The organism is Nocardioidaceae bacterium SCSIO 66511 (genome assembly GCA_023100825.1).
In the GTDB taxonomy this organism is placed as follows: Bacteria; Actinomycetota; Actinomycetes; order Propionibacteriales; family Nocardioidaceae; genus Solicola.
This window is the reverse complement of the sequence record CP095846.1, coordinates 3021613-3045431: the sequence shown is the minus strand read 5'-3', so window position 1 is coordinate 3045431 and position 23819 is coordinate 3021613. Positions and strand designations below refer to the sequence as shown.

At 65.0% G+C, this 23819-nt stretch carries 20 protein-coding genes, 1 tRNA gene and 1 pseudogene; 6 read left to right on the top strand and 16 right to left on the bottom strand.

Going from position 1 to position 23819, the window contains the following annotated elements:
* Position 1 precedes the first annotated feature (1 nt).
* The 7 genes from MU582_14305 to MU582_14275 all read right to left on the bottom strand — a co-directional run bounded on the left by MU582_14305 (position 2) and on the right by MU582_14275 (position 7852).
* A complete protein-coding gene (locus tag MU582_14305; GenBank protein ID UPK73603.1) occupies positions 2–1078 on the bottom strand; it encodes a tartrate dehydrogenase in 1077 nt (358 codons plus the stop codon).
* On the bottom strand, positions 1078–2079 hold the full coding sequence (locus MU582_14300; protein ID UPK73602.1) for an ATP-binding cassette domain-containing protein: 1002 nt from the start codon (positions 2077–2079) through the stop codon (positions 1078–1080). Before MU582_14300 ends, MU582_14305 begins: the two co-directional genes overlap by 1 nt.
* Positions 2076–3083, bottom strand: a complete 1008-nt coding sequence (locus MU582_14295; GenBank protein UPK73601.1) for an ABC transporter ATP-binding protein — start codon at positions 3081–3083, stop codon at positions 2076–2078. The genes MU582_14300 and MU582_14295 overlap by 4 nt, the downstream gene beginning before the upstream one ends.
* Complete coding sequence (locus MU582_14290) at positions 3080–3952, bottom strand: ABC transporter permease (protein UPK73600.1); 873 nt, start codon at positions 3950–3952, stop codon at positions 3080–3082. Before MU582_14290 ends, MU582_14295 begins: the two co-directional genes overlap by 4 nt.
* Positions 3949–4917, bottom strand: a complete 969-nt coding sequence (locus MU582_14285) for an ABC transporter permease (GenBank protein UPK73599.1) — start codon at positions 4915–4917, stop codon at positions 3949–3951. Before MU582_14285 ends, MU582_14290 begins: the two co-directional genes overlap by 4 nt.
* A 27-nt stretch (positions 4918–4944) precedes the next feature.
* Positions 4945–6645, bottom strand: a complete 1701-nt coding sequence (locus MU582_14280) for a peptide ABC transporter substrate-binding protein (protein ID UPK73598.1) — start codon at positions 6643–6645, stop codon at positions 4945–4947.
* A gap of 94 nt (positions 6646–6739) precedes the next feature.
* Positions 6740–7852, bottom strand: a complete 1113-nt coding sequence (locus MU582_14275) for a M20 family metallopeptidase (protein ID UPK73597.1) — start codon at positions 7850–7852, stop codon at positions 6740–6742.
* A 122-nt stretch (positions 7853–7974) separates the two neighbouring features.
* Here MU582_14275 and MU582_14270 point away from each other — a divergent pair, with 122 nt between their 5' ends.
* Positions 7975–8712, top strand: coding sequence for a TetR/AcrR family transcriptional regulator (locus tag MU582_14270; GenBank protein UPK73596.1), 738 nt, complete (start codon positions 7975–7977; stop codon positions 8710–8712).
* Between the two features lie 10 nt (positions 8713–8722).
* The gene (locus MU582_14265; GenBank protein UPK73595.1) at positions 8723–10618 is read left to right on the top strand and encodes a prolyl oligopeptidase family serine peptidase; all 1896 of its coding nucleotides are present in this window, start codon (positions 8723–8725) and stop codon (positions 10616–10618) included.
* 325 nt (positions 10619–10943) lie between these two features.
* On the opposite strand, the gene MU582_14260 is transcribed toward MU582_14265, so the two are convergent.
* The gene (locus MU582_14260; GenBank protein UPK73594.1) at positions 10944–11534 is read right to left on the bottom strand and encodes a nitroreductase family protein; all 591 of its coding nucleotides are present in this window, start codon (positions 11532–11534) and stop codon (positions 10944–10946) included.
* Positions 11535–11551: 17 nt separating this feature from the next.
* Positions 11552–12355: an SDR family oxidoreductase gene (locus tag MU582_14255; GenBank protein UPK73593.1), complete on the bottom strand. Its 804-nt coding sequence runs from the start codon at positions 12353–12355 to the stop codon at positions 11552–11554.
* 138 nt (positions 12356–12493) lie between these two features.
* On the opposite strand from MU582_14255, the gene MU582_14250 reads away from it, so the two are divergent.
* Positions 12494–13213 (top strand): MgtC/SapB family protein, encoded by a 720-nt coding sequence (locus MU582_14250; protein UPK73592.1) that lies wholly within the window; start codon positions 12494–12496, stop codon positions 13211–13213.
* A gap of 15 nt (positions 13214–13228) precedes the next feature.
* On the opposite strand, the gene MU582_14245 is transcribed toward MU582_14250, so the two are convergent.
* The gene (locus tag MU582_14245; GenBank protein UPK73591.1) at positions 13229–13969 is read right to left on the bottom strand and encodes a PIG-L family deacetylase; all 741 of its coding nucleotides are present in this window, start codon (positions 13967–13969) and stop codon (positions 13229–13231) included.
* 60 nt (positions 13970–14029) lie between these two features.
* Between MU582_14245 and MU582_14240 the strand changes: the two genes are divergently transcribed.
* Positions 14030–14103, top strand: a tRNA-Ile gene (locus MU582_14240).
* Between the two features lie 1751 nt (positions 14104–15854).
* Here MU582_14240 and MU582_14235 read toward each other — a convergent pair.
* On the bottom strand, positions 15855–16796 hold the full coding sequence (locus tag MU582_14235; protein ID UPK73590.1) for a helix-turn-helix domain-containing protein: 942 nt from the start codon (positions 16794–16796) through the stop codon (positions 15855–15857).
* Positions 16797–16904: 108 nt separating this feature from the next.
* Here MU582_14235 and MU582_14230 point away from each other — a divergent pair, with 108 nt between their 5' ends.
* Positions 16905–17216: an antibiotic biosynthesis monooxygenase gene (locus MU582_14230; GenBank protein ID UPK73589.1), complete on the top strand. Its 312-nt coding sequence runs from the start codon at positions 16905–16907 to the stop codon at positions 17214–17216.
* Between the two features lie 631 nt (positions 17217–17847).
* Positions 17848–19174, top strand: a pseudogene (locus tag MU582_14225) (ISL3 family transposase).
* A gap of 143 nt (positions 19175–19317) precedes the next feature.
* Here the strand turns inward: MU582_14225 and MU582_14220 are convergent.
* From MU582_14220 to MU582_14200, 5 genes are all read right to left on the bottom strand, one after another.
* A complete protein-coding gene (locus tag MU582_14220) occupies positions 19318–19977 on the bottom strand; it encodes a class I SAM-dependent methyltransferase (protein UPK73588.1) in 660 nt (219 codons plus the stop codon).
* A 97-nt stretch (positions 19978–20074) separates the two neighbouring features.
* Positions 20075–21262: an aminotransferase class I/II-fold pyridoxal phosphate-dependent enzyme gene (locus tag MU582_14215; GenBank protein UPK73587.1), complete on the bottom strand. Its 1188-nt coding sequence runs from the start codon at positions 21260–21262 to the stop codon at positions 20075–20077.
* Positions 21259–22059: an amino acid ABC transporter ATP-binding protein gene (locus MU582_14210; GenBank protein ID UPK77176.1), complete on the bottom strand. Its 801-nt coding sequence runs from the start codon at positions 22057–22059 to the stop codon at positions 21259–21261. Before MU582_14210 ends, MU582_14215 begins: the two co-directional genes overlap by 4 nt.
* Positions 22060–22073: 14 nt before the next feature.
* Positions 22074–23027, bottom strand: coding sequence for an amino acid ABC transporter permease (locus MU582_14205; protein UPK73586.1), 954 nt, complete (start codon positions 23025–23027; stop codon positions 22074–22076).
* A complete protein-coding gene (locus MU582_14200) occupies positions 23024–23764 on the bottom strand; it encodes an ABC transporter substrate-binding protein (GenBank protein ID UPK73585.1) in 741 nt (246 codons plus the stop codon). The genes MU582_14205 and MU582_14200 overlap by 4 nt, the downstream gene beginning before the upstream one ends.
* Between the last annotated feature and the right edge of the window lie 55 nt (positions 23765–23819).

The window sequence follows — 23819 nt, the reverse complement described above, 5'->3', positions numbered from 1 at the left end:
CCTACGAGTCGAGTCGCTCGGCAATCGCTGCTCCAAGTGAGGACGTCGTGCCGGAACCCCCGAGATCGGGTGTGATGACGTCAGATACACCATCGGCAAGCACTGATTCGATCGCGTCGAGGATTGACTGGCTGGCGACGGCATGACCGAGGTGCTCGAGCATCATCGCCGCACTCCAGATCTGCCCAATGGGGTTGGCGATGCCCTTGCCGGCGATGTCAGGAGCCGACCCATGCACGGGCTCGAACAGGCTAGGGTGCGTACGCTCCGGATTGATATTCGCGCTTGGCGCGACGCCGATCGTTCCCGTGCACGCGGGCCCGAGGTCGGACAGGATGTCGCCGAACAGGTTGCTGGCGACGACCACGTCGAAGTGGTCAGGGCGCAGTACGAAGTTCGCCGTCAAGATGTCGATGTGGAACTGGTCGCGTCGCACGTCGGCGTAGCGCGCGCCGACCTCTGCGACGCGCTCATCCCAATAGGGCATCGAGATCGAGATGCCGTTGCTCTTCGTCGCTGACGTCAGGTGCTTCGCCTCGCGACGATTGGCCAAGTCGAAGGCGTACCGCAGAACCCGGTCGACGCCCACCCGGGTCATGACGGTCTCCTGTACGACGAACTCGCGCTCGGTACCCTCGAACATTCGCCCGCCGATGCTCGAATACTCACCCTCGGTGTTCTCCCGGACGACGACGAAGTCGATGTCGCCGGGTTCGCGACCGGCGAGTGGGCTGGGTACGCCGGGGAGTAATCGGCACGGGCGCAGATTCACATACTGGTCGAAGCCGCGCCGGAACTTCAGCAAGCTGCCCCACAGGGAGATGTGATCGGGCACGATCTCGGGCCAGCCGACCGCTCCGAACAGGATGGCGTCGAACTCCGCCAGTACGTCGTACCAGTCTGGCGGAAGCATGGCGCCGTGCTTCTCGTAGTACTCGGCCGACGCGAAGTCGAACTCGGTGAACTCGAGCGCGAGGTCATATCGTTGCGCCGCGGCCTTGACCGCGCGTACCCCCTCGGGCATCACCTCTTTGCCGATGCCGTCACCTGGAATGACCGCAATCGAATGGGTCGCCATTACCGCTCCTTGTGTCGATTGGTGGGCATATGTGTCGCAAGGTCGGCGTGGTGGCACGCGACCGCCTGGCCGGTGTCGGCTATCTGGGTCTCCGGAACGATCTGCGAGCAGATCTCCGTCGCTAGCGGGCAGCGCGTGTGGAAATGACAACCAGACGGTGGGCTCATCGGACTCGGCAGGTCGCCGCTCAGCACGATGCGCTCGCGGGCGCGTTCCGCGCGCGGATCAGGCATCGGAATCGACGACAGCAGCGCTTTGGTGTACGGGTGCTTCGGCGACGCGTACACCCGCTCAGCGGGCCCGCTCTCGACGATCCTGCCGAGGTACATGACACCCACCTGGTGGCTCAGGTGCCGGACGACCGACAGATCGTGGGAGATGAACAGGTACGTGAGTCCGAGCTTCTCCTGCAGATCGCAGAGGAGGTTGAGTACGCCCGCCTGGACACTCACGTCGAGCGCGCTGACCGGCTCATCCAAGACGACGACGTCCGGTTCGACCGCGAGGGCCCGGGCGATGCCGACGCGCTGTCGCTGCCCACCGGAGAGTTCGTGTGGGTAGCGTCCAGCCCAACTGGGATTCAGCCCGACCTGCTCGAGCAACGTGCCCACGCGCTCATCGTGTCGACCGGGATGCAATTTGTGGATGATGAGCGGTTCGCGGAGGATCGCCTGGATCGACATCCGCGGGTTGAGGGATGCGAAGGGGTCTTGGAAGACCGTCTGCACCTTGCGACGTACCCCACGCAGGTGGGCACCGCGCAGGTGCGTGATCTCGGCCTGGTCGACAGAGACGACGCCGTCGTCGGGTTCGTTCAGACGCGCGGCGCACCTTCCGAGGGTGCTTTTGCCACACCCCGTCTCGCCGACGAGCCCGTACGTCGTCCCGGCGGGCACGCTCAGGCTGACACCGGAGACCGCTTGCACTGATGCGGTGCGGCGTCCGAGGACGCCGTGCCGCACAGGATAGGTCTTCACCACATCCGAGAGTTCGAGCGTCATCGCAGCAGTCCGTTCTGCAGTTCGTCGGCGCGTACGCAGTACACCGAGTGACCGTCGGACAGCATCGCCTCCGCCGGTGGTGAGCCAGTGCACGCATCCACGGTGTGTGGGCAGCGAGGAGCGAACCGACAGCCCGGAGGCAATACGGTCGAGTCAGGCGGTTGACCGTCGATCTGAAACAGGCGCTGACGGGGGTTCGTCGTTTCGAGCCCAGGCAGCGAGGCGAGTAGGCCGGCGGTGTAGGGATGCGCGGTCTCGTAGAAGAGCGAGTCGACATCAGCAACCTCGACCTGCCGGCCGGCGTACATGACGAGCACTCGATCGGCCACGCCGGCGACGACTCCGAGGTCGTGCGTTATCAAGATGATCGCCGTTCCTGTCCGCTCGCGAATACGGCGAAACACGTCGAGCACCTGTGCCTGCACAGTGACGTCGAGCGCAGTCGTCGGCTCGTCGGCGATCAGCAGGGCCGGCTCGTTGATGATGCTCATGGCGATCATCGCTCGCTGTCGCATGCCGCCGGAGAACTCATGCGGGTATTGGCCCATACGCTCCCGTGCTGCAGGGATGCCTACGAGCTCGAGTGTTTCGATCGCGCGGTCATGCATCGCGGCGCGGGACAGATCCGTGCGATGTGCGCGTATCGCCTCGAGTAGCTGGTCTCCCACTGTGTGCACCGGGTTGAGCGCGGTGAGTGCGTCCTGGAACACCATCGCGATTTCGTTGCCGCGCAGGGTACGCATCGAATCGTCCGAGCGGTCGAGGAGCTCCTCGCCGTGGAATCGCACCGAGCCCGTGACGCGCGCTCCACGAGGCAGCAGTCCGAGGACGGCGAGCGAGGTCATGCTCTTGCCCGAACCCGACTCACCCACGATGCCGAGTGTCTCGCCGGGAGCAACGGCGAAGCTCAGATCGTCGACAGTGACCGCCTCGTGTTCGGCCCGACCGTACGTGACACGCAGGTCGTTCACGGACAGCAGGGGATCATTCAAATCGGTACTCATAGGTTCTTGCCTTGTGGGTCGAGTGCATCTCGTAGCCCGTCCCCGACGAAGTTGACGGCGAGAACTGTCGTCAGGATCATCAGGCCGGGGAAGTACAGAAGGTAGGCCTCCGAAGTGCCGACGAGTCCGGACGCTGTGCTCAGCAACGATCCCCAACTCGACGACGGTGGTTGTACCCCGAACCCGAGGAAGCTCAAGGTCGACTCGATGATGATCGCCGTCGCCACGGTCAGCGACATGTTGACTGCGATGATCCCGGCGAGGTTCGGGAGGATGTGGCGTACGACGACTCGGGGCGTGGATGCGCCTATGGAGCGCGCGGCATCGACGAACTCCTTCTCGCGCAGGCTCAGCACCTGGGCACGCGCGATCCTCGCGACGTACGTCCACCCGATCGCTGCGAGTACGAAGACGATCGCTGGAGTCGACCGTCCGAGTGACTCCAGTGCGAGCGCGAGAATCGCGATCGCAGGGACGATGAGGAACAGGTCGGTCAATCGCATGACCAGCTCGTCGATGATCCCGCCCGCGTACCCGGCGATGGTTCCCACCAACGTGCCGAACGCTGTCGACAACACTGCCACCGCGAGCCCGACCGACAGCGAGACCCGCCCCGCGTACAGCAGCTCGCTCAGGTAGTCGCGGCCGAGCTCGTCGGTTCCGAACCAGTGCTCGGGCGACGGTGGTGTCGGGCCGAGTGCGAGATCCTGAGCGCCACGGGGCGATGGGGCGACCCATTCGGCGCCGAATGTCGCGATGGCGAGGACGATCAGGATGCCCAGGCCGACCACTGCCAGCCGATGTCGGGTGAAGCGGCGTACGAACGCCGCGCCGGCCAGCGTCGTAGCGGCTGACGTTTCAGCGGTCATCGCAGCCTCACTCTCGGATCCAGGATCGCGTAGCTCAGGTCAGCGATGAGGTTGCAGGCGACGACTGCCACCGCGACGATCATCATCCAGGGGATCAGGACGTACACGTCGCCTGCCTGCAGCGAGTCGAGGAACAGTCTGCCCATGCCGGGGATCGAGAAGATCTGCTCGGTGACGACAAGGCCGCCGAACAGTAGCGCCGCGTCGAGCGCGACGACCGTGACGAACGGGGCCAATGCGTTGCGGGCCGCATGGTTCCAAATGATTCGTCGGCGGTGGACGCCCTTGGCGCGGGCGGTGCGGATGTAGTCGCTCGACAGGCTGTCCAGCATTGCCGCCCGGCCGTATCTGCTCCAGCTCGCGACGAGTGCGATCGTCAGGGTGAGCACCGGGAGGACGAGATGACGCAGGTAGTCGAGATTGAATCCGGACTGGCCGGGGGAGTGCAATCCGATGAAGTAGAGGAGCGGCTCGTCGGTATCGAGGTATTGCAGCGGTCCGACCGCCAGCAGCTGGATCAGAATCAGGCCGAACCAGAATGCCGGCATCGCCACACCGACGTAGGAGAGCCCCGTCAGCAGATGGTCGCCCCATGAGTACCGGTGTACGGCGGAGAACACTGCGATCGAACCCGCGATCACTATGCCGAACAGCAGAGCCCAGGCGATCAACTGAACCGTCGGCCAGACGGCGTCAATGATCATCGGGCCGACGTCTCCGCTGGTACGCGTGCTGACCCCCCAGTTGCCGGTGACGAACTCCTTGAGCCATAGGCCGTACTGCTCGGGTATCGGCCGGTCCAAACCGAGTCGTTCTGTCTCACGTGCTACGAGGCCCGGGTCTCGCGACTGTCGTAGCTTCGCAAGCGGGTCGAATGCGGCGCGCACGGCGCAGAACAGAACGAACGACGCGACGAGCACGACCGGCACCGAGTAGACGAGTCGCCGGATCACGTAGCCGATCATGTTTGCCCCGTACTCATCGCTCGTCGTTCACTTGGCAAGTCCCCAGGCCTGCAGATTCCAGAACGGCCCCTCGGCCGGATTGATGCTCACGGGTCCGCCGATCTCTTGGTTCCAGAGCAGGATGTTCGGGATGGCGACCAATGGGAGGGATGCCGCTGAGTCGGCGAGCACGCTGTCGGCTTCCTTCGCTGCTTCGATCCGCTTGTTCGTGTCTAGGTCGGTGTCGACCTGTTTGAGGAGACGGTCGACCTCCGGATCGTCGACGCGGCTGAAGTTGAAGCCCGAGTAGTCGTTCGCCTTGGTGGGAATGTCGTCGGAGTTGAATGCCGGAGCGGGTTCCGGGAAGTAGTCGACCAGTGTCCACAGACCCATCTGTAGATCGCCGGACGGCGCGATCTTGGTGAAGAGGTCGGCAGGTGTCGTCGTCTTGATGCTCACCTCGAACCCGGCATCCGCGTACTGCTGCTGGAGGATCTGCAGCATCAGGTCGCGTCGCTTGTTGCCCGCGAGTGAGTGGATGACGAATGCGGCTTGTTGGCCATCCTTGGTCCAGACTCCGTCACCGTTCTTGCTCCAGCCGTCGGACTCCATCAGATCCGCGGCCTGGTCGAGGTCCAGTTCGTATTGACTGAACGAGTCGTTTGCGTACGTGGACACGAGCGGGGATGAGAAGCTCTGTGCCGGCTCATCGACCCCGACCGCGCCGTAGATCCGGTCGACGAGGGCCGCGCGGTCGACGGAGTATGAGGTGGCCTGCCTCACGGCCTCAGAGTCGAAGGGAAATGCTTCGTTGTTGACCCAGAGCGCCTCGAGGTTGCCACTCTGGGTGTCTACTTGTGAGTTGATGCCGGGCAGACCTGCTTCGATCTGGCTCATCGCGTTCAGCTGCGGAGTCGGGTAAAGGGCGTCGACCTGGCCGCTCTTGAGCGCCTGGAAGGCCGCTGCTGTGTCCGGGATGAACGTGAACGTCACCTTGTCGAGATGCGGTTTGTCGCCCCAATAGTTCTCATTGGGTACGAGGGTGACGCTGGTGCCGCGTTTCCACGACTCGATGATCCACGGGCCGCCGCTGAACGCGTAGCCGTCGCGCATGATCTCGGCGCGGTCTTTGCCCTCGAGTAGGTGCGAAGGCAGCACACCATAGGTGTTGCTGAACAATGTTCGCCAGCTTGCGTACTGCTCATCGAGGTTCACGACCGCGGTCTTCTCGTCTGGAGTCTCGACGTTTGTGATCTTGTCGTACCCGGTCTTGTCGAATATGTTCTTGCCGTCGCGGATCTGCAGGGCCGTGTACTTGAAGTCGGCCGATGTGATGGGTTCACCGTCAGACCAGACGGCCTCGGGATTGATCGAGTACTTGATCGTCATCGAGTCGCCGGTTGACTCGACCTTTGGCTCGCCCGTGAGTAGGTCGGATGGTTCGGCTGCCCAGTCGTCGCCCTCTTTACGAATGTCGAAGGTGACGGGGATCGTGGGCCGGCGCATGATCCAGTCGCCCCATATCGATCCCGAGCAAGTCGATACCCAGTCCGCGCACGCGGGTTCTTGTTCGGCGCCGATCACGATGTCGCCGCCGTCGCGTACGGGTACGTCCGCGGCCGCGCTCTGGCTGTCGGAGGTCGATCCTCCGCCGGTGCAGCCGACGACGCCGAGGATGGCGATCGTGAATCCTGCGGCGATGGTGCGGGGGTGGGCGAGTCGGCGGACAGTCTTGCGGGTCGTGGGCATCGTGGCCTCCATTGGTCCCCCGCGCCGAAGCGTGAATGACGGGAGCATAAGGCCGGCTATCGGTCGTATGCAATAGGTATGGGCAATTAGATAGTCAATGGCACTGATTTGTGGTCAGTGCAGTGAGAACGGCTGCGATCAGACGAGCACGGTCGGGGAGAGTCGCAATGTCGATCCATTCGTACGGCGTGTGCGCGCCGTGCCCGATGGCGCCGAGTCCGTCGAGGGTGGGTACGCCGAGTGCGGCGGTGAAGTTGCCGTCGGATGCACCGCCCACCGAGTGGCGCGTCAGGGGCTGCAGCCCGGCCTCCGCCGCTACTTTGGTCGCGAGGGCGAACAGCTCCTCACTCGCGTTCGCCTCAAGCGGTGGGCGGTTGATCCCGCCGTCGAGCCGCATTCCCACGTTGGAGTTGTGACTCGTCATGTCACGTAAAGCGGCGTCGACACGCTCCAGTTCGCTAAGGCTGCGAGCGCGTACGTCGATCCCCACCTGTGCATGCGCCGGAACGGTGTTCGTCGTCGTTCCGGCACGCGCGGTCGTGGGTGTGACCGTCGTACCGCGTTCCGGATCGGCCAGCTCGCAGACATGGGTCACTACATGGGCCAGCTCGACGAGTGCGTTGTGCCCGCGCTCTGGCTCTAGACCTGCATGTGCCTCGCGTCCTTCAAGTCGGACTTGGTAGATTCCGCCGCCCTTGCGTGCGGTCTTGAGCCCGCCGTCGAGGCTCGGCTCAGGAACGAGGGTCGCTCTCGCGTTCGCCGCGGCCTCCTCGATCAACTGTCGGGAAGTGGGCGAACCGACCTCCTCGTCACCCGTGACGACCATCGAGACTTGGTCGCGGTTCTCGATCTCGGTGAGTGCTTCGAGCGCGAGTACGATCCCCGACTTCATGTCGAAGACGCCCGGACCGTACGCGCGGCCGTCCTCGGTCCTGAACGGCCGAGAGCCGGTCGTACCGGCGGGGAAGACGGTGTCGGCGTGCGTCAGTAGCAGCACCGAAGCACGCTCCGCCGGCCAGTACAAGTGTGGGACGCCGTCGCGATCGACAATGCGCGCTTCCCGCCCGAGCCTTTCGGCGCCCCACTCCCGCAATGGTTCGTAACATGCGAGCAGCCGATCGGTGTCCCCCGAGGGCGTCTCGGCCATCACCAGCCGTTCGATCCGCTCCAGCAGGTGAGTCGTTGCCAGTGATTGGCTCGAATCCATTCGTTCTCCTTGTGCGAGTTGGATAGACTATGACATTGACTACGCGATTCGGCTAGGCTGTGTCTTTCTGGTCGGTCGCCGGTCGGCAGCACCGCGACGCATGTGACGGAGGAGATTGCTTGATGGCCGAGCCCGCACGTAAGAAGCGCCGAGCTCGCGACAGTCTCAGTCGAGACGTCATCCTCGAGGCAGCCGAGGCGGTCGCCGTGCGCGAGGGTTTGGACGGGCTGACGTTCCAGGCAATCGGGCGCGAACTCGATGCGCACCCGACGTCGGTCTATCGGCATTTCAGAGACAAGGACGAGCTCGTACTCGAGCTCATCGACGCATTGCGGTCGCGGTCGTACGGCGGTGACCTCGTACCGTCCGACGACTGGCGTGCCGACCTACGGCTCGCCGCGCACACCGTGCATGAGCACTACCTGCGCTATCCCGCGTTCGCGCAGCAGATGGCATCTCGTACGACGAGGCGCCCGCGAGAGTTCGCCAATGTCGACTTCATTCTCGGAGCCCTCCGGCGGGCGGGGCTGAGTGCCGAGACCGCGGCAAGCTGTGCTCGTGCCTACGGCAACATGACGCGCGCGATGTGTGGCATGGAGGCCTCGTTGAATGACCTTCCGGAGACGACTCGCATTGCGGACGAGACCTCATGGCAGGTCGAGTACCGCCAGTTGTCGGCCGACGACTACCCCAATATCGCGGCTGTCGGCGACCACCTCGCGAGCATCGGCGACCCACGCATCTTCAGCGTCGCGGTCGAGCTGATGCTCGACGGGATCGAGGCCGTCGTCGCCCGAGAGGCATCGAGCGGTAAGGGAGGTAAGGCCCGTTCGCGTACGACGCGACCGCGCAAGACCTGACGGCGTGCCGTTGACGCCGCATCCCGGCAGTGCAAGTCTTATAGTCATGAATGTTGACTACAACGATGATTGGCGACGCTGGTACGCCGGACCGTTTCTCCAGACCGTGCGGCCGAGCGCGGGAGGCCAGGATCTCGACCTGGTGATCGAGGAGCACCGCGACGCCTCGGTCGGACGGATCTGGAACGCGGGCGCCGGCACAATGAGTGACCCGTTGCCGTTCGCCGTCGGTCAGGGCGCCGCATTGTCGCCCGACGGCCAATGGGTAGTCGACCTCGACGACGACGGTGGCTCGGAGGTCGGCCGGCTCTACGCGGTGCGCGCCGACGGAACGAACCGCGTAGAGCTCACGCCTGAACATCCCGCATATGTGCTCCGCGGATTGGAGTTCAGCGCGGATGGCTCGACGCTGGCGGTGACGGCAGTCGACGACAACGGTTACCACCTGCTTGTGATCCCGACCCAGCCGTGGGGGAGCGTGCGAACGATCTACTCCTCGGCCAATGAAGCTTGGTACGGCCACCTGTCGGGAGACGGCGCGCTCGCGTGCATCGACTCGACCGACCACAATCCGGGCGTACGACGCACCGCAGTGACAGTCATCGATGTCGACTCCGGTCGCCAGGTAGACGTACTCGACGACCTGCCCGCTGGTCCGGTCCGCGCCGTGCGGTTCTCCGGCCGTGTTGGCGACCCGCGCGTCCTGGTCTGGACGGAACGCTCCGGCTTCGCCCGACCAGCGATCTGGAACCCGGTCACGGGTGACCGGTCAGATCTCGACCTTCCGGATCTGGCGGGTGAGGTGATGCCGCTGGACTGGCACGCAGACTCGCGCCGAATTCTCGCGGTTCATATCGACGGTGGCGTTCAGCGATTGCTGCTCCTTGCCGAGGACGGTGCGTCGAGGACGGTGATCAGCGACGGCGACGGCAGCTACGTTCACCCGGATGTCGCTGATGTGTACGCCGTGTATTCGGGATCGTACTTCGCGCCGGACGGCCAGGTACGCGTCGTCGGGTCGCGCTGGGACGTCCCCTTGCATGTGCGAGGTCATCGCCCGGGCCGCAGGTCGCAGGTTCTTCTGGCTCCGCCCGATGTGCCGGGCGGGCGACGGCTGACCACCTCGATGATCGAGAGTGTCGACGGCACGGGAGTGCAGCTGTGGTGGGCATTGCCAGACGGGAGTCCGCGCGGAACGGTGCTCGAGGTTCACGGGGGTCCCAATCTCGTCACGGTCGACGGCTTCGGATTCGGCCCCGCTGCGCAGGCCTGGCTCAGTCGGGGATTTGCGTACGCCTCGCTCAACTATCGAGGTTCGGTGTCGTTCGGACGAACCTTCCGGGAAGGCTTCTGGGCCGCCGGAGGTGACCGCGAGATCGAGGACATAGAGTCCGCCGTACGTTGGTTGCGGGAGTGGGGAGTGGCGCAGCCCGAGACGACGTTCATCACGGGTGCGTCGTACGGAGGTCACCTGACCCTCCTCGCGCTTGGTCGTCTCCCTGAGATGTTCGCCGGGGGACTTGCCCAGGTCGCGATGGCAGACTGGAAAACCGCGTTCGAGGACATGAACCCAGCGCTCCGCTCGGCGTGGACGGGCTTTCTTGGAGGTATGCCCGATGAGGTCACCGATCTCCTCGCCCGCTATTCGGCGATCAACCTCGTCGAGAACGTCACGGGATCCGTCTGGCTCAACCAGGGCTCGCGCGACACCAGAACGCCCGCGGCGCAGGCGCAGCGCTACGCTGATGCTCTCCGCTCGTGCGGCGGAGACGTAGTCATCGACTGGTTCGATGCGGGTCATGAACCGACCGGCCTGGCGGCACTCGAGCATAGCCAGGAGCGCATGTTCTGCCTCGTCGAGCGCACGCTCGCCGGCATCCGGTGGGACGCGACAACAGGCACGTAGCGCGACTGACGGCAACGGCCGTCCATTGCTCGGACAACTCGAATTGGCAGCGGCAGCTACTGATTCGAGTCCAGTCGGGGGAGCTCATCATCGCTCTGCGGACCGGCGGAGTTCGTACGCTTTCGTACCACCCAGCGCGCGTGTGGTGGTACGAAAGCGTACGAACTCTCGGATTCGTGTCGATTCCGGTCGGGTTCGCGTCCATGATTCCTCCGTGGCTCGGAGTGACCAGGTTGTCGCGACCGGTGCGGATCGCGCGTCGGCAGAACTACCCATCCTGGCGATCTGCGTACCTGGGTAGTCCCGGTCATCCCCCGGAGAGCGACTACGCCAGAGGCTCGGTGCGGAGCCGATGTACCGACCTGCGCTCGCGGGCGCCGTCGGCGGTCTCCACGGCCACGCCGATCGCCGTCATCGACACTATGAACCAGCCGGGTGACAGTCCCAGTTCCGCGGACAGCGCATCGAGATCGAAGGCACGAAACTGACGGCAAGAAAGTCCCATCGCCTGCGCCTGCACGGTGAGATGCGCGACGGCCTGGCCGAGGTCGTAGTCGGCGAACTCGGAGTACTCGATCGGGCTGTCTTCGACGAACCGATGCGAGACGTTGACGATCAGGGCCGATGCTGCCGGCGCCCATCGGCGTGAGCTCCGCGCCAGGTGTTGTACGAAACGTGCATGGTCGGCATCGCCGCGCAGTGCCGTGACGAACGCCCAGGGTTGCGAGTTGCCTGCCGACGGTGCCCATCTCGCCGCTTCGAGGAGCAGCTCGATGTCGTCTGGTTCGAGGATGTGGTGGTCGTCGAAACGCAGCGGGCTGAAGCGCGTACGAAGCAGGGCGTGCAGGTCGGCACGTGGCATCGGGTGGTCGGTCACAACTTGACCAGCGGGGAGCGTGGCGCTGGTATTCCGCACCACGCTCTCCGCCTGTGTCAGGCGACCTTCAGGAATCCACCGTCCACGACGAAGTCGCTGCCGGTCGTGCTTGCCGATCGCGGTGAGGCGAGCAGCGCGACCGCATCCGCGACCTCCTGTGGTTCGACAAGGCGTCCGGTTGCCAGGCCCATCATGGTCGGCGCAACAGAATCGAGGACCTCGTCACGGCTCGACCCGGTGGCCGCTGCGAGTACGTCGGCCGCACCGCCGTCCTCGGTCCACCACGGCGTACGTACGGGGCCGGGCGAGACGGTGTTGACTCGGATTCCTTGCGGCGCGTACGTCTCGGACAGCGATGCCGTCAGGTTGCGCAACGCAGCCTTGACGGCCGCGTAGTCGAAGTTCATCGGGCCGGGTCGCCTCGTGTTGGCAGTCGAGATGTTCACGATCGACCCGCCGCCACGTTCGAGCATCAGCGGGATCGCCGCGCGCGTCGAACGGACCGCGGACAGCAGGTTGAACTCGAACATCGCATGCCAGTCGTCGTCGGAGGTCTGCTCGAACGAGAAGCGGGGGAGTGTCGCCCCCGGCGGCGGTCCGCCGGCATTGTTGACGAGTACGTCGACGCCGCCGTACGTGTCCGCGGCGACTGTGATCGCGCGCTCAGGTGCTGCCGGATCAGTGAGATCGGCGGCAACATGCGTCAGCTCCTTCCTCCCCAACGTCACGAGCGCGCCCGGCGTACGCGATACCGCGACGACACGCGCGCCTTCGTCGAGCAGCGTTCGTACCGTCGCGAGGCCGATTCCGGCGCTACCGCCGGTGACGACGGCGACTTGATCGTGCAGTTCGAGATCCACAGTGCAGGCTCCAAATCGAGTCGGGCGGGCTCCATCGGCCCGCTCGGTACGTAGACGAGCGGCCCACAACGGATGTGAGATCCCGCTCGCGGAAAACTGCGTGCGTCGAAGTCGCCTGCGAGAATCGAACGGGTGAGTATGCGCGCGGAAATCGATCCGGGTTCATGGATCCAGGTCGCCGACCTGGCGGTCGCGTTCGTGCTTTCGACAGTCATCGGCCTTGAACGCGAGGTTCGTGCGAAGGCGGCGGGTCTGCGTACGCATGCGTTGGTCGGTATCGGAGCGGCCTTGTTCATGGTCATCTCGAAGTACGGGTTCGCCGATGTCGTCGGCGATGCGGGTACGAACCTCGACGCGTCGCGGATTGCGGCGCAGGTCGTCTCCGGCATCGGCTTCATCGGCGGGGGAATCATCTTCGTACGCCGAGATGCCGTCCGCGGACTGACCACGGCGGCGTCGATCTGGGTCACGGCCGGGGTCGGAATGGCAGCAGGGGCTGGGATGTGGGTGATCGCGGCGGTCGCGACGATCGGCTACGGCCTTGTGGTGTACGGGTTGACGGCGGTCTCGCGGCGACTGCCTCGATCGGGAACGGCTCTCAGCTCGGTCGACCTCGTGTACGTTTCCGGGCGCGGTGTGCTCAGCCGCGCCCTCGAGATCGCCACCGCGGGCGGGTTCGCACTCGACCGCGTCACGGTGCAACCGGCTCGGGGCCAATGGCGTATGGACGAGTCGGTACGCCATGTGCGGTTCGAGATTGCCGGAGTCGGCGCCCTTGCGGAGCTCGCCGCCGAGATCGAAGGCATCGACGGCGTGCTGCAGGTGCGCGTACGTGACGCCAACAGCGTTGCGGAGTAGTGCGTGCGACGGCGCTCAGCCGCCGCTGATCGAGAAGACCTCGAACCCGGTTGCGTGAGCGACGCCGAGGCGTGTTCCCGTCTGTCGAGAAATGCCTTCGAGGAACTCCGCAGGATCGAAGTTCTCCCAGCCGAGGCCGTCGATGTAGGCCTTGTGTGCCTTCAACGACTCGACACCAGCGTCGAAAGTGTCCGAGATGTCGACGGCGTACGTCGAGTCGGGCGATCCCGCTGCCCAGACCTGCTTGACGCCGTTCCATGGTTCGAGGCCGTCGCTGAGCTGCTCGTTGAAGATCCAGCGGTTGCCCGCGTCGCGTACGGCATCGAGTGTCGCTCGGCCGACCGCGATGTGGTCGGCCTGGTTGAGGAACTCGCCACCCCAGGTGTCGCGGAAGTTGTTGGTGATGACGATCTCCGGGCGGTGCAGGCGTACGACCCCTGCGATCGCTCGCCGCAGTGCGACGCCGTACTCGAGGATGCCGTCAGGCAGTCCGAGAAAGTCGACCTGGTCGACGCCGACGATCCGTGCGGACTCGATCTGCTCGGCGGTACGAATCTCCTTGCACTCATCGGGCGCGACGCCGTCGATCCCGGCCTCACCGCTCGTCACCATGCAATAGACGACCGACTTGCCCTGTGCGGTCCAGCGCGCCACGGCTGCTGCACCGCCGAACTCCATGTCATCGGGATGAGCGACTACCGCGAGCGCACGCGTCCAGTCTTCGCGTACGGGCTCGAGCGGGGATGGTTCTGTCATGACGTACCTCCTACGGCGAGCCTATCGATCCCGCGACCGCCCGGTACGATGACCGCGCTCGGGGCGGTAGCTCAGCTGGTTAGAGCAAGGGACTCATAATCCCTGGGTCGTGGGTTCGAGCCCCACCCGCCCCACACCGCACTTGTGCAGGTCGGAGCGAGAAGAGAACGCGCCAGATCGGCCTGGATCCGTCATACGTGACATAGCTCGTGACATGAGTGCGCGCTATGGCGCGTGTTATGACCAAGGCCCAGAACCGCACTCACCGCCAGCGAGGGTCTATCGACAAGCACCCTTCGAGTGCCGGTCTACGCAGGGCGAGACCCGGTCAGCAAACGAGATCTCTACCTGTCGGAGACTGTCCCGGGCGGCGCCCGGTGCCGACCGCGAGGCAGAGAAGGTCCGGACTCGGCTACTCACCCGGGTCGATCGGAAGCGAAGTCCTCGGAGCCGGTTGACCTCGGGGCATCTGACCTCAGGCGCGGTTATCGAGCGGCGTAATGGGTATCGGTGCGGGCACGTGCTTCCTAACGAAATGGATTCTGGGGCGCGGTCGACAGCCAGAGGTTCTCGCGATCTCGTGATGAAAAGCGGCTCTACACGGGTGACGACCTGATCATACGCGTGAGGTGGTTGGTGGCGTGAAAGTGAGCTGAAAGTGAGGTGAAAGGGTTCGCTACCACGCTCATGGGCAAGCCCGTAACCGACACCACGGGCACACAAAGTGAAGTGTCTAGAGCGACACCAGCATTCGCGAGGAGGAACGTATGATCAAGAGGACTCTGGCAGCTCTCAGCGTCGGTGTAGCGCCGATTCTGTTGGGAGTCGGCGCGACCCCCGCATCCGCGAGTGGCGGAATCGGCACGACCCCCACATCGGTGGGTGCCGACAGTGACGCAATTGTCGACTATGCGACCGTCACTACAGAGTCGCCGCCGTCGAGCTGCTTTCAGCGGTGGATGAGGGATAGGCAGGGTAACAGAATCGCCGCGTACTGTTTCCAGTCCTATGGGGACATGTTCTGGATCAGGGATTACAAGGCCGACGGGCTGGCCGTAAGAATGGTTGCAAATGTTGGGACATCCCCGTTGCTCCATTACGGTTGCAAGGCATCAGCGGGGGCCAAAGAGAACAAATGGCAGTATTGCAAATTCTCATCTCGGATGCCGGAAAACAAGGGAATTTCGTATTATGCCGCGTTGACCGAGGACGGCGTTGTCAAGGCGACGAGTGGGCGCGCCATCGGGAATACTTCCTAATCAATCACCGGACCTCGCTGACTTCGGCGCCGAGTCGGTTCTGTTCACCGTCTCGGCCGCCGTGTCGCTGACACGCACATGGATTGCGGGCCTGCTGTGGTTGGCTCAAGCCGAGGTACGGTCCGGGCTCGTGAGTGTCACCGGGGCGTGCTCATCCGCAAGGCTGTCAGCTCCTCATGCACCGGCGAGTGCACCTGCCTGTAATGACGGGGGAAACCCCTGTGCGCAAGGTGGCTCTTCCCAGATGAGGGTGTAGGTCGGCCGGGCGCGTCGGTCCGCAGGTAGACGTCGAGGTCTCCCGACGATGGAGGTTCCTACGCCATCCATCCGAAAGACCTCGACGTGACCGACGCTACCCCGCCGGCCGGCTTCGGCCGCCCTGACCTGACCGCCTTCGCGTCTCATCCCAATCGACCCTGATCGAGTCTGCTGACCCCCTCGACGAGAACGCAGCGACATCACAGCCACCCAACCCCGACCGTCCGGGAAGCCGGGACACGTCACATGGCCTGTGCTGCGGGCGTGTCGAATGGGTCGTCCAGGGGCGACGCAGGAGCGTCGACGCGACGTGCTGAGAGGTGGTTCCAGTCGAGCACTAGGACACCGGCTACAGGCATGGCGATAGGTCAGGAACGGCGTCGCTCCCTACGCAGGAGGGAGCGCAGAGTCTCGGCGTTCGCGTAGCCGACCCGTAGCGCGATCTCGGCGGAGGTGAGGTCCGTGGTTGCTGAGAGGTGCCGAGCTCGTTCGATGCGAAGCCGTTGGACGAAGCCGAGCGGAGTGAGGTTGAGCGCCGCACGGACTCGTCGTTCGAGGGTGCGCCGGCTGGTGCCGAGCGACTGCGCGACGAAGGCGACGTTGAACGGTTCGTCCAGGCGGGCGCGCACGAAGCGTTCGAACTCGACGACGATCGGGTCCTCGTGCCGGAGATGTTCATAGGCGACGAAGGCCGCCTGCGACGGACGCTCGTCGATGATGAGGAGCTTGGCGACATGTTGGGCCAGGTCGGGGCTGATCGATCGCACGAGTGAGAGCGCGAGGTCGATGTGGGCGAACGCGGCGCCGGCGGTGACGAGGTTCCCGTCGACCACGACCATGGTGTCGAGATCGAGGGCGACGGTCGGATAGCGCTTCAGGAACTCCGGCCCCAGGAACCAGCTGGTCGTCGCCCGCCGATGATGCATCCGTCCGGTCTCCGCGACGGCGAACACGCCGGTGCACGCCGCGGCGATCCGGGTGGTCGCGTCATCGAGGCGCCCGAGCGAGGCGATGACCGAACGAGCATCTCGGCTCTGGAGGGCGTCGTTGGTAGCGGCGGCCGTGAGGGTTCCAAGCGCAGGGACGACGACCACGTCGAACTCTCCGGACTCCGACAGCGGGTGGTCCACCGACAGGGTCATCGATGCCGTCGTGGTCACTCTCCGTTTCGGTCCGAGGATGGCGAGTTCGATCGGGTCGATCCGCGGGTCGACATCGCCGCGGGCTCCGTCGGCCACCCGCACGATGTCGATGACCGACGCGACAGCCGAACCGAAGCAGCCGTCGATCGCGATCAGTCCGATACGCATGGCGCGAACAATAGCAATACTGCCGTATACGCCACTTCTCACATGCCCTTGCTCGTCATACGCTGAACTCGCTTCACCAAGAAACCTCGACACCTAGGAGAACCCCTCATGTCCACACCCGCATCACTTCCGTATGCCTTCGTCGCCAAGGTCGTCGCGGCCGATGGACAGCACGACGCGCTCGCCGACCTGCTCGCCGGCGCTGTCGCGCTCGCCAACGAAGAAGTAGGAACGATTGTCTGGTTCGCGGTCAGGACCCACGCCGACACCTTCTGGATCTTCGATGCATTCCCCGACGAGGCCGCTCGCGACGCCCACGCCAACGGCGCCATCGTCGCAGCCCTGATGGCCAACCAGCACCTCCTCGGCGCAGCACCCGAGATCCTGGCGGCCGACGTCCTCGCGTCCAAGCTCCCGTAGTCCGCCAACGCACGAGACGATCGCGCCCCGCCGAGCCGTCGCCAGGTCGCGACGCAACGCCACGCTGCGTTGCCGAGCGGTGCGAGGCCTATCGGCACACGGACAGGATGGCGGCCGCGAGCGCTCAGCCAGCGAGGGGTCCGTCGCAGAGGAGAGCGACGTCGGTGTCGGGCAGAGCCGTGAGGCCAGCGCATCGCGCGACCACCAGAACCGAACCGCCCCTGCCCTGCGTTTCCGCAGGTCAGGGCTGTTCGCCGGAGCCGCCTGTCGGAATCGAACCGACGACCTAATCACGTCGGCTTTGCGTCTATCGCTTGATGCGCCCACTGGGCGAACGAGCCGCTGACCTGCGCAAACGCCGAGCGTGGGGGACGCCGCCATCCGGTGGTGACCGACGACGACCGACCAGTACCGACCGTTTCACCGGAGCTTGCGGCGGCGTCGAAGCCGAGCAAGCTCCATTCCTTTAGCTCACCGCGCCCTCCTCCTCGCCGGTCCCGTCGTCGTCGAAGACGTTTCAGGGGTCTTCTCAGATGACGGTGTAGGTCGGCCGGGCGCGTCGGTCCGCAGATAGACGTCGAGGTCTCCCGACGACGGAGGTTCCTACGCCATCCATCCGAAAGACCTCGACGTGTCCGACGCTACCCCGCCGGCCGGCTTCGGCTGCCCTGACCTGACCGCCTTCGCTCGACTCGACGGCCTCGGTCTGAGCGTGACCGGACAACGACTTGAACCGGATCGTGCGGTCCTCGCGTGCCGCGTGGTGGAACCAGATCAGTGGTGCCGACGGTGCGGCAGCAAAGGCGCTGCTCGTGACACCGTGATCCGGCGGTTGGCCCACGAGCCGCTGGGCTGGCGACCGACCGTGCTGGAAGTTGTAGTGCGCCGCTACCGCTGTGCCGACTGCGGACACGTGTGGCGCCAAGACACCAGCGCCGCGGCGGAGCCACGCGCGAAGCTCTCGCGCACCGGGCTGCGGTGGGCGCTGGAAGGGGCCGTGGTCGCACACCTCACCGTCGCCCGTGTCGCCGAGGGACTCGGGGTCGCGTGGGACACCGCCAACAACGCGGTCCTGGCTGAAGGCAAGCGGCTGCTGATCAACGACCCCACGCGGTTTGAGGGCGTGAAGGTCATTGGCGTCGATGAGCACGTCTGGCGCCACACCAGGCGTGGCGACAAGTACGTCACCGTGATCATCGACCTCACCCCGGTCCGCGATGGCGCCGGCCAAGCAAGGCTGCTGGACATGGTCGAGGGCCGGTCGAAGGCGGCGTTCAAGACCTGGCTCGCCGACCGCGACGACGCCTTCCGTGACGCGGTCGAGGTGGTCGCGATGGACGGCTTCACCGGGTTCAAGACCGCCGCTGCAGAGGAGATCCCGGACGCGGTCACGGTGATGGATCCCTTCCACGTCGTGCGCCTGGCCGGTGACGCCCTCGACAGGTGCCGGCGCCGGGTCCAACTCGCGATCCACGGGCACCGTGGGTTCAGGGACGACCCGCTCTACAAGTCGCGGCGCACGCTGCACACCGGCGCGGACCTGCTCACCGACAAGCAGAGCGACAGGCTACGCGCGCTGTTCGTTGATGACGCTCACGTCGAGGTCGAGGCGACCTGGGGGTGTCTACCAGCGCATGATCGCCGCCTATCGCCACGAGGACCGGCAACGTGGCCGTGAGCTCATGGAGAAGCTGATCACCGACCTCAGCGCCGGCGTCCCCAAGGTGTTCACCGAGTTCGCCACCCTGGGCCGGACCCTGAAGAAGCGAGCCGCTGACGTGCTCGCCTACTTCGAACGACCCGGCACCAGCAACGGGCCGACCGAGGCGCTCAACGGACGGCTCGAGCACCTGCGCGGCTCCGCACTCGGGTTCCGCAACCTGACCAACTACATCGCCCGAAGCCTGCTCGAGACCGGCGGCTTCAGACCCCAACTCCTACACCCCCGATTGGGATGAGCCCGCAAAGCTCTCGTAATCCCTGGGTCGTGGGTTCGAGCCCCACCGCCGCACAGGCGTATGCGCCGGTCAGGAGTCAGACACCCCTGGCCATGCCCACAGGCCGCTTGTGCGCGTACTAGAGCCTCGTGCGGAGAAGGGTGTTATCGAACTGCGACGAGCAGGTGCCGGTCTGCTACTTGGCTCAGAGGCGCGACTTCGGCGAAGCCCGCCTCGAGTAGCGCGGTTCGGAGGCTCTCCAGACTCAAACCCGCATTCGCGGTCTGGCGAAAGGCGAAACGGCGCGTACGCTCTGCGAACTCGGCTGCCAGCGCTGGCTCGAGGCGCAGCGCGTTCCACCACTGATCCCAGCTTTCGGAGTCGGGCTCGTCGAGTGCGTCGTCTCGCAGCCGCGCCCGGAGGGCATGTGCTGCCTGTTTTAGCCGCGGCACTGTCGGGGCGAGCTCCATCGTGTCGTAGTCGACGAAGACCCCGCCACGCCGTACAACGGCAGCAAGCCATTGGGACAACTGCGGGAGGTCCTCCTCGGAGAGCCAATGCAGGGCAGTCATCGAGACGACAGTGTCGACGGACGCCGGCGCGAGGTCGACGTCGTTGGCACGGCGTAGGTCGCTCTCGATCAGCTGCGCCGTGCCGCCGAGTGTGCTTCTTGCGAGTCGTAAGAGGACCGGGTCGAGGTCGATCCCGGCCAGTTGCGCGTGGGGCCACCGTTGCCGGGCCCGATTCAATAGTGTCCCTGGCCCGCATCCCAAGTCGACGAGCTGTCCCGGTGTGGCTTCGAGGTCATCGACGAGGTCGAACATCAGCCGTATGGTCGAGTCTCGGTTGGGGACGTATCGACTCTGCTGACGGTCCCAGCGTTCAACCCAGGCTGGCGCATCGAGGCCGCCGGCGTGGCTGTCAATCATGGTCGGGTAGATGTGCGCTCGTTGTCGAATAGCGCTTCACGGTGTGGATCACCTTCTGAATGGCCTCATCGATGAGCTCGGTGGGGCTGGCGAAATTGAATCGGACGAAACCCTCGCCACCGGCGCCGTGCTCGACGCCCGGGGTCGTGGCTACCTTGGCATCTTCGCGCAGTAGTGACGTGGGGTCCGATAAGCCGAGGCGATTGAGGTCGATCCATGCAAGGTAGGTCGCCTGCGGAAGGTGGACGAGCCCGGGCAGGCCCGCCGAGTCGAAGGCGTCGACGATCAGGCGACGGTTGACGTCAAGAATCGTTCGGATCTGGTCCAGCCACTCCTGGCCATCACGCAGGGCGGCGATCGTGGCCTGCACGCCGAGCGGCGAGATACCTCCTTTGGCAGCACGGGGGAGGAGATCCCAGGACTCCAGGTGGCGCGGGTCGGTCAACACCGCCATACTGCACCGCAGCCCGGGGATATTCCACGCCTTGGTCGCGCTGGTCAACGTGAGGGAGTGTCCGGCCGCGACCTCGTCGACGCTTGCGTACGGCGTGAACTCCTCGAAATGTAACGGTGCGTGGATTTCGTCGCTGATCAGTGCGGCGCCATGCCGGTCGACAAGCTCTGCTAGAGCGACGAGTTCGTTTCGCGTGTACGCCCGACCGGTCGGATTGCTCGGGTTGCAGAGCAGGACGACCCCGGCGCCGTCGTGCAGAGCGCGGCCGAGAAGGTCAAGGTCGATCCGGTATGCCGTGGCTCCTCGCTGCATCGGTACCTCGACGGGCGTACGCCCGGCTGCGGCGACTGCGTCGTGAAACCGGCTGTAGGTCGGCGTGATCAAGGCGACGGGGGTGTCCGGTGCGCTCAGGTGACGCAGCGCCAACACCATGCTTTTGATGACGTCACCCATCAAACGCACCTGCTCGGGACGAACGTGGAGACCTGTGTCCGACAGCCATTCGGCCGCGACCCCCGGGAGGTCGCTGACGTCATCGGGCTGTGGATAGCCGAACGACTGGCGTTCGACGGTGCTGCGGATCGCTTCCAGCACCGGCGGCGCGATCGCGAAGTCCATCTCGGCCACCGTGCAGTCAATGACGTCTGGGCCGTACACGGACCATCGCTTGCAGAGGCGGGCCCGAGAATCCTCGATCGTCCACCTCTCCAGGCTGGGAGCGGTCATGGTTGTGTCCTTTCAGCTGCAGAGGAGGTTGAGGGGCCCGAACGGTCGACCTGCGCGAGGAAGGCTGCGGTTCTTTCGTGCTTCGGCTCATGGAGAATCTGGCTCGGCGGTCCGCTCTCGCACAAAATGCCGTCGGCCATGAAGTGCACGTCGGTGGCGACGTCGGCAGCGAAGTCGATCTCGTGCGTGACCACGATCATGGTCACGCCGTCCTCAGCCAAGGAGCGCATCACGGTGAGGACCTCACCCACCAGCTCCGGGTCGAGGGCGGACGTCGGCTCGTCGAACAGAATGACCCGAGGGCTGGTGGACAGCGCACGGGCGATTGCCACGCGCTGCTGTTGGCCTCCTGAGATGTGGCCGGGGTAGGCGCCCTCCTTGTCGGCCAGCCCGACCCGGTCGAGTAACTCGAGGGCGCGCTTTCGAGCGGCGGCCTTGTCGGTGCCACAGCCGAGCTGTGCCTCCATGACGTTCTCGGCCACGGTCATGTGCTGCCAGAGGTGGAATTGTTGGAACACCATTCCCGTACTGCGTCGCTGAATGGCGAGCTGGCGGCCGCCGATCTCGCGCGGACGCCCGTCGCGGCGGGCGAATCCCATTGGCTTACCGTCGACCTCGATGTGCCCGCGAGTCGGTGACTCGAGCCGGTTGATGCAGCGCAGTAGCGTGCTCTTACCGGACCCCGACGGTCCAAGGATGCACGCGACAGCACCGCGGCGGACGTCGAAGTCGACGCCTCGTAACGCCTGGACCCCTCCCGCGAACGTCTTGTGGACGCCGACGGCTCGGACGACCATGTCCGGGTTCTCACTCATCGGGACTCCTCCGCAGCGGTGTCGGATCGAACGGCGTGCCCTCGCGCGGTCGCTGACGTCGGCGTGGCGTACCCGCGGGAGTAGCGGGCCTCCAGCCGACGTTGGCCGAACGTCAGTAGCGTGACGACGATGAGGTACCACGTGATGACGACCATGAGGAGGGCGATCTGCTGGAAGTTCTGGGAGTAGATCAGTTGCGCTTCGGTCATCATGTCGCCGGCGCCGATGACGAACAGGACGGATGTGTTCTTGAGCGTGATGATGATCTGGTTTCCGTAGGACGGCAGGACGATCCGCGTAGCCTGCGGCAGAACGACGCGTCGAAAGGTGCGCATCGGCGTCAAACCGCACGCCTGCGCAGCCTCGATCTGGCCGCGGGGCACGGCCGAGTAGCCTGCCCGGAAGTACTCCGCGAGGAACGCAGCCTCACCGAGAGCCAGACCGAGCATCGCTGCGACGAACTTGGTGATCAGTTCGTTGGTATAGAACGAGACGAGGTCCGGACCGAAGGGCATCCCGATGGACAGTGTCGGCAGGACGGCGGCCAGGTAGTACCAGAACAGCATCTGCACCACGGTCGGCACTGAACGGAAGACCGTGATGTAGAGCCGAGCGACGGCAACGAGCACGGGGTTGCGCGACAGCGTCATCGTCGCGAGCACCAGAGCGAGCAGCGTTCCGAGCAGAGTCGCGATGACTGTCATCGCGAGGGTCACTCCGAGTCCGCGGATGATCCGCCCGTCGAAGCAGTAGTCAGCCGCCGTATCCCACGGCAAGTTCGGATTGGTCGCAGCAGAGAACACCAGATCGGCGGCGAAGACAAGGACGATCGCTCCGACCACCCATCGGCCGACGTGCCGTCGACGAGCGATGTCGAGTGCACCGCCAGGGCCTTCGGAACCCGGGCTCGAGGTGTCGGACAGATCTACGGTCCGAGAAGGAACGCTCACGATTCGCCCAGCCCGTTGCCGTCGTTCACCGTGATCTCGGTCGGAATGAGCGCTTCCTCGTCCCACCGCGCGGCGATCTTTTCGTACGTGCCGTCGGCGAGCATGTCTTCCCAGGTCGCCTTCAATACATTGACCAGGTCCTCCTGGCCCTTCGCGACAGGCATACCGAGCGGGTCACCGGCGATCGGAAGTTTGCCGAGCAGCTCGAACTTGTCGCTGTTGTGAGCCACCATGTAGGGCGTCGCGGTCAGGCCGTCGACCAAGGCGTCGGCGCGACCGCTGAGCAGCGCCTGTTGTTGGGTCGAGTCGCTGTCGAACGTCTGCATGGCGATCGGGTCGTTACCGGCCGCCTCACACTTGGGGTTGTACTCCGACAGCGCTTGGTATTCGTACCCTCCGGCGGTGACGGCGACCGAGTGCCCGCAAAGAGTTTGGGGGTCGGGACCGATGTCACCGGCCTCACCCTTGCGCACCACCACGACTGAACCTGAGGCCGCGTAGTCGACGAAATCGACCACCTCGCGCCGGTCCGCGCTGTCACTGAAGTTGTAGAGCGAGGTGTCGAACCGTTTCGACGCGATTCCGGCCAGCACGCTGTCGAAGGGAACTTGCTCGAGCTCGACCTCGACATCGAGACGTTCGGACAGCTCGTCGGCGATGTCGACGTTGAACCCGACGAGCTTGCCGTCGCGTAGGAAGTGTGTCGGCACGGTTGAGGCGCCCGTGGCGATGACCATCTTGCCTCGCTGAGCGATCTCGTCCGGCAATCCGGAGGCAGAGGCTGCGCTCTCG

Bases quoted from the DNA above. Each gene is read 5' to 3' on its own strand.
- MU582_14280 (UPK73598.1), bottom strand. From the start codon at position 6,645: ATGCCCACGACCCGCAAGACTGTCCGCCGACTCGCCCACCCCCGCACC.
- MU582_14220 (UPK73588.1), bottom strand. From the start codon at position 19,977: ATGTTCGACCTCGTCGATGACCTCGAAGCCACACCGGGACAGCTCGTC.
- MU582_14215 (UPK73587.1), bottom strand. From the start codon at position 21,262: ATGACCGCTCCCAGCCTGGAGAGGTGGACGATCGAGGATTCTCGGGCC.
- MU582_14300 (UPK73602.1), bottom strand. From the start codon at position 2,079: ATGACGCTCGAACTCTCGGATGTGGTGAAGACCTATCCTGTGCGGCAC.
- MU582_14245 (UPK73591.1), bottom strand. From the start codon at position 13,969: ATGACAGAACCATCCCCGCTCGAGCCCGTACGCGAAGACTGGACGCGT.
- MU582_14305 (UPK73603.1), bottom strand. From the start codon at position 1,078: ATGGCGACCCATTCGATTGCGGTCATTCCAGGTGACGGCATCGGCAAA.
- MU582_14200 (UPK73585.1), bottom strand. From the start codon at position 23,764: ATGGTCATCGCCACGGGCGCCTCAACCGTGCCGACACACTTCCTACGC.
- MU582_14290 (UPK73600.1), bottom strand. From the start codon at position 3,952: ATGACCGCTGAAACGTCAGCCGCTACGACGCTGGCCGGCGCGGCGTTC.
- MU582_14270 (UPK73596.1), top strand. From the start codon at position 7,975: ATGGCCGAGCCCGCACGTAAGAAGCGCCGAGCTCGCGACAGTCTCAGT.
- MU582_14210 (UPK77176.1), bottom strand. From the start codon at position 22,059: ATGGTCGTCCGAGCCGTCGGCGTCCACAAGACGTTCGCGGGAGGGGTC.
- MU582_14275 (UPK73597.1), bottom strand. From the start codon at position 7,852: ATGGATTCGAGCCAATCACTGGCAACGACTCACCTGCTGGAGCGGATC.
- MU582_14295 (UPK73601.1), bottom strand. From the start codon at position 3,083: ATGAGTACCGATTTGAATGATCCCCTGCTGTCCGTGAACGACCTGCGT.
- MU582_14230 (UPK73589.1), top strand. From the start codon at position 16,905: ATGTCCACACCCGCATCACTTCCGTATGCCTTCGTCGCCAAGGTCGTC.
- MU582_14235 (UPK73590.1), bottom strand. From the start codon at position 16,796: ATGCGTATCGGACTGATCGCGATCGACGGCTGCTTCGGTTCGGCTGTC.
- MU582_14285 (UPK73599.1), bottom strand. From the start codon at position 4,917: ATGATCGGCTACGTGATCCGGCGACTCGTCTACTCGGTGCCGGTCGTG.
- MU582_14250 (UPK73592.1), top strand. From the start codon at position 12,494: ATGCGCGCGGAAATCGATCCGGGTTCATGGATCCAGGTCGCCGACCTG.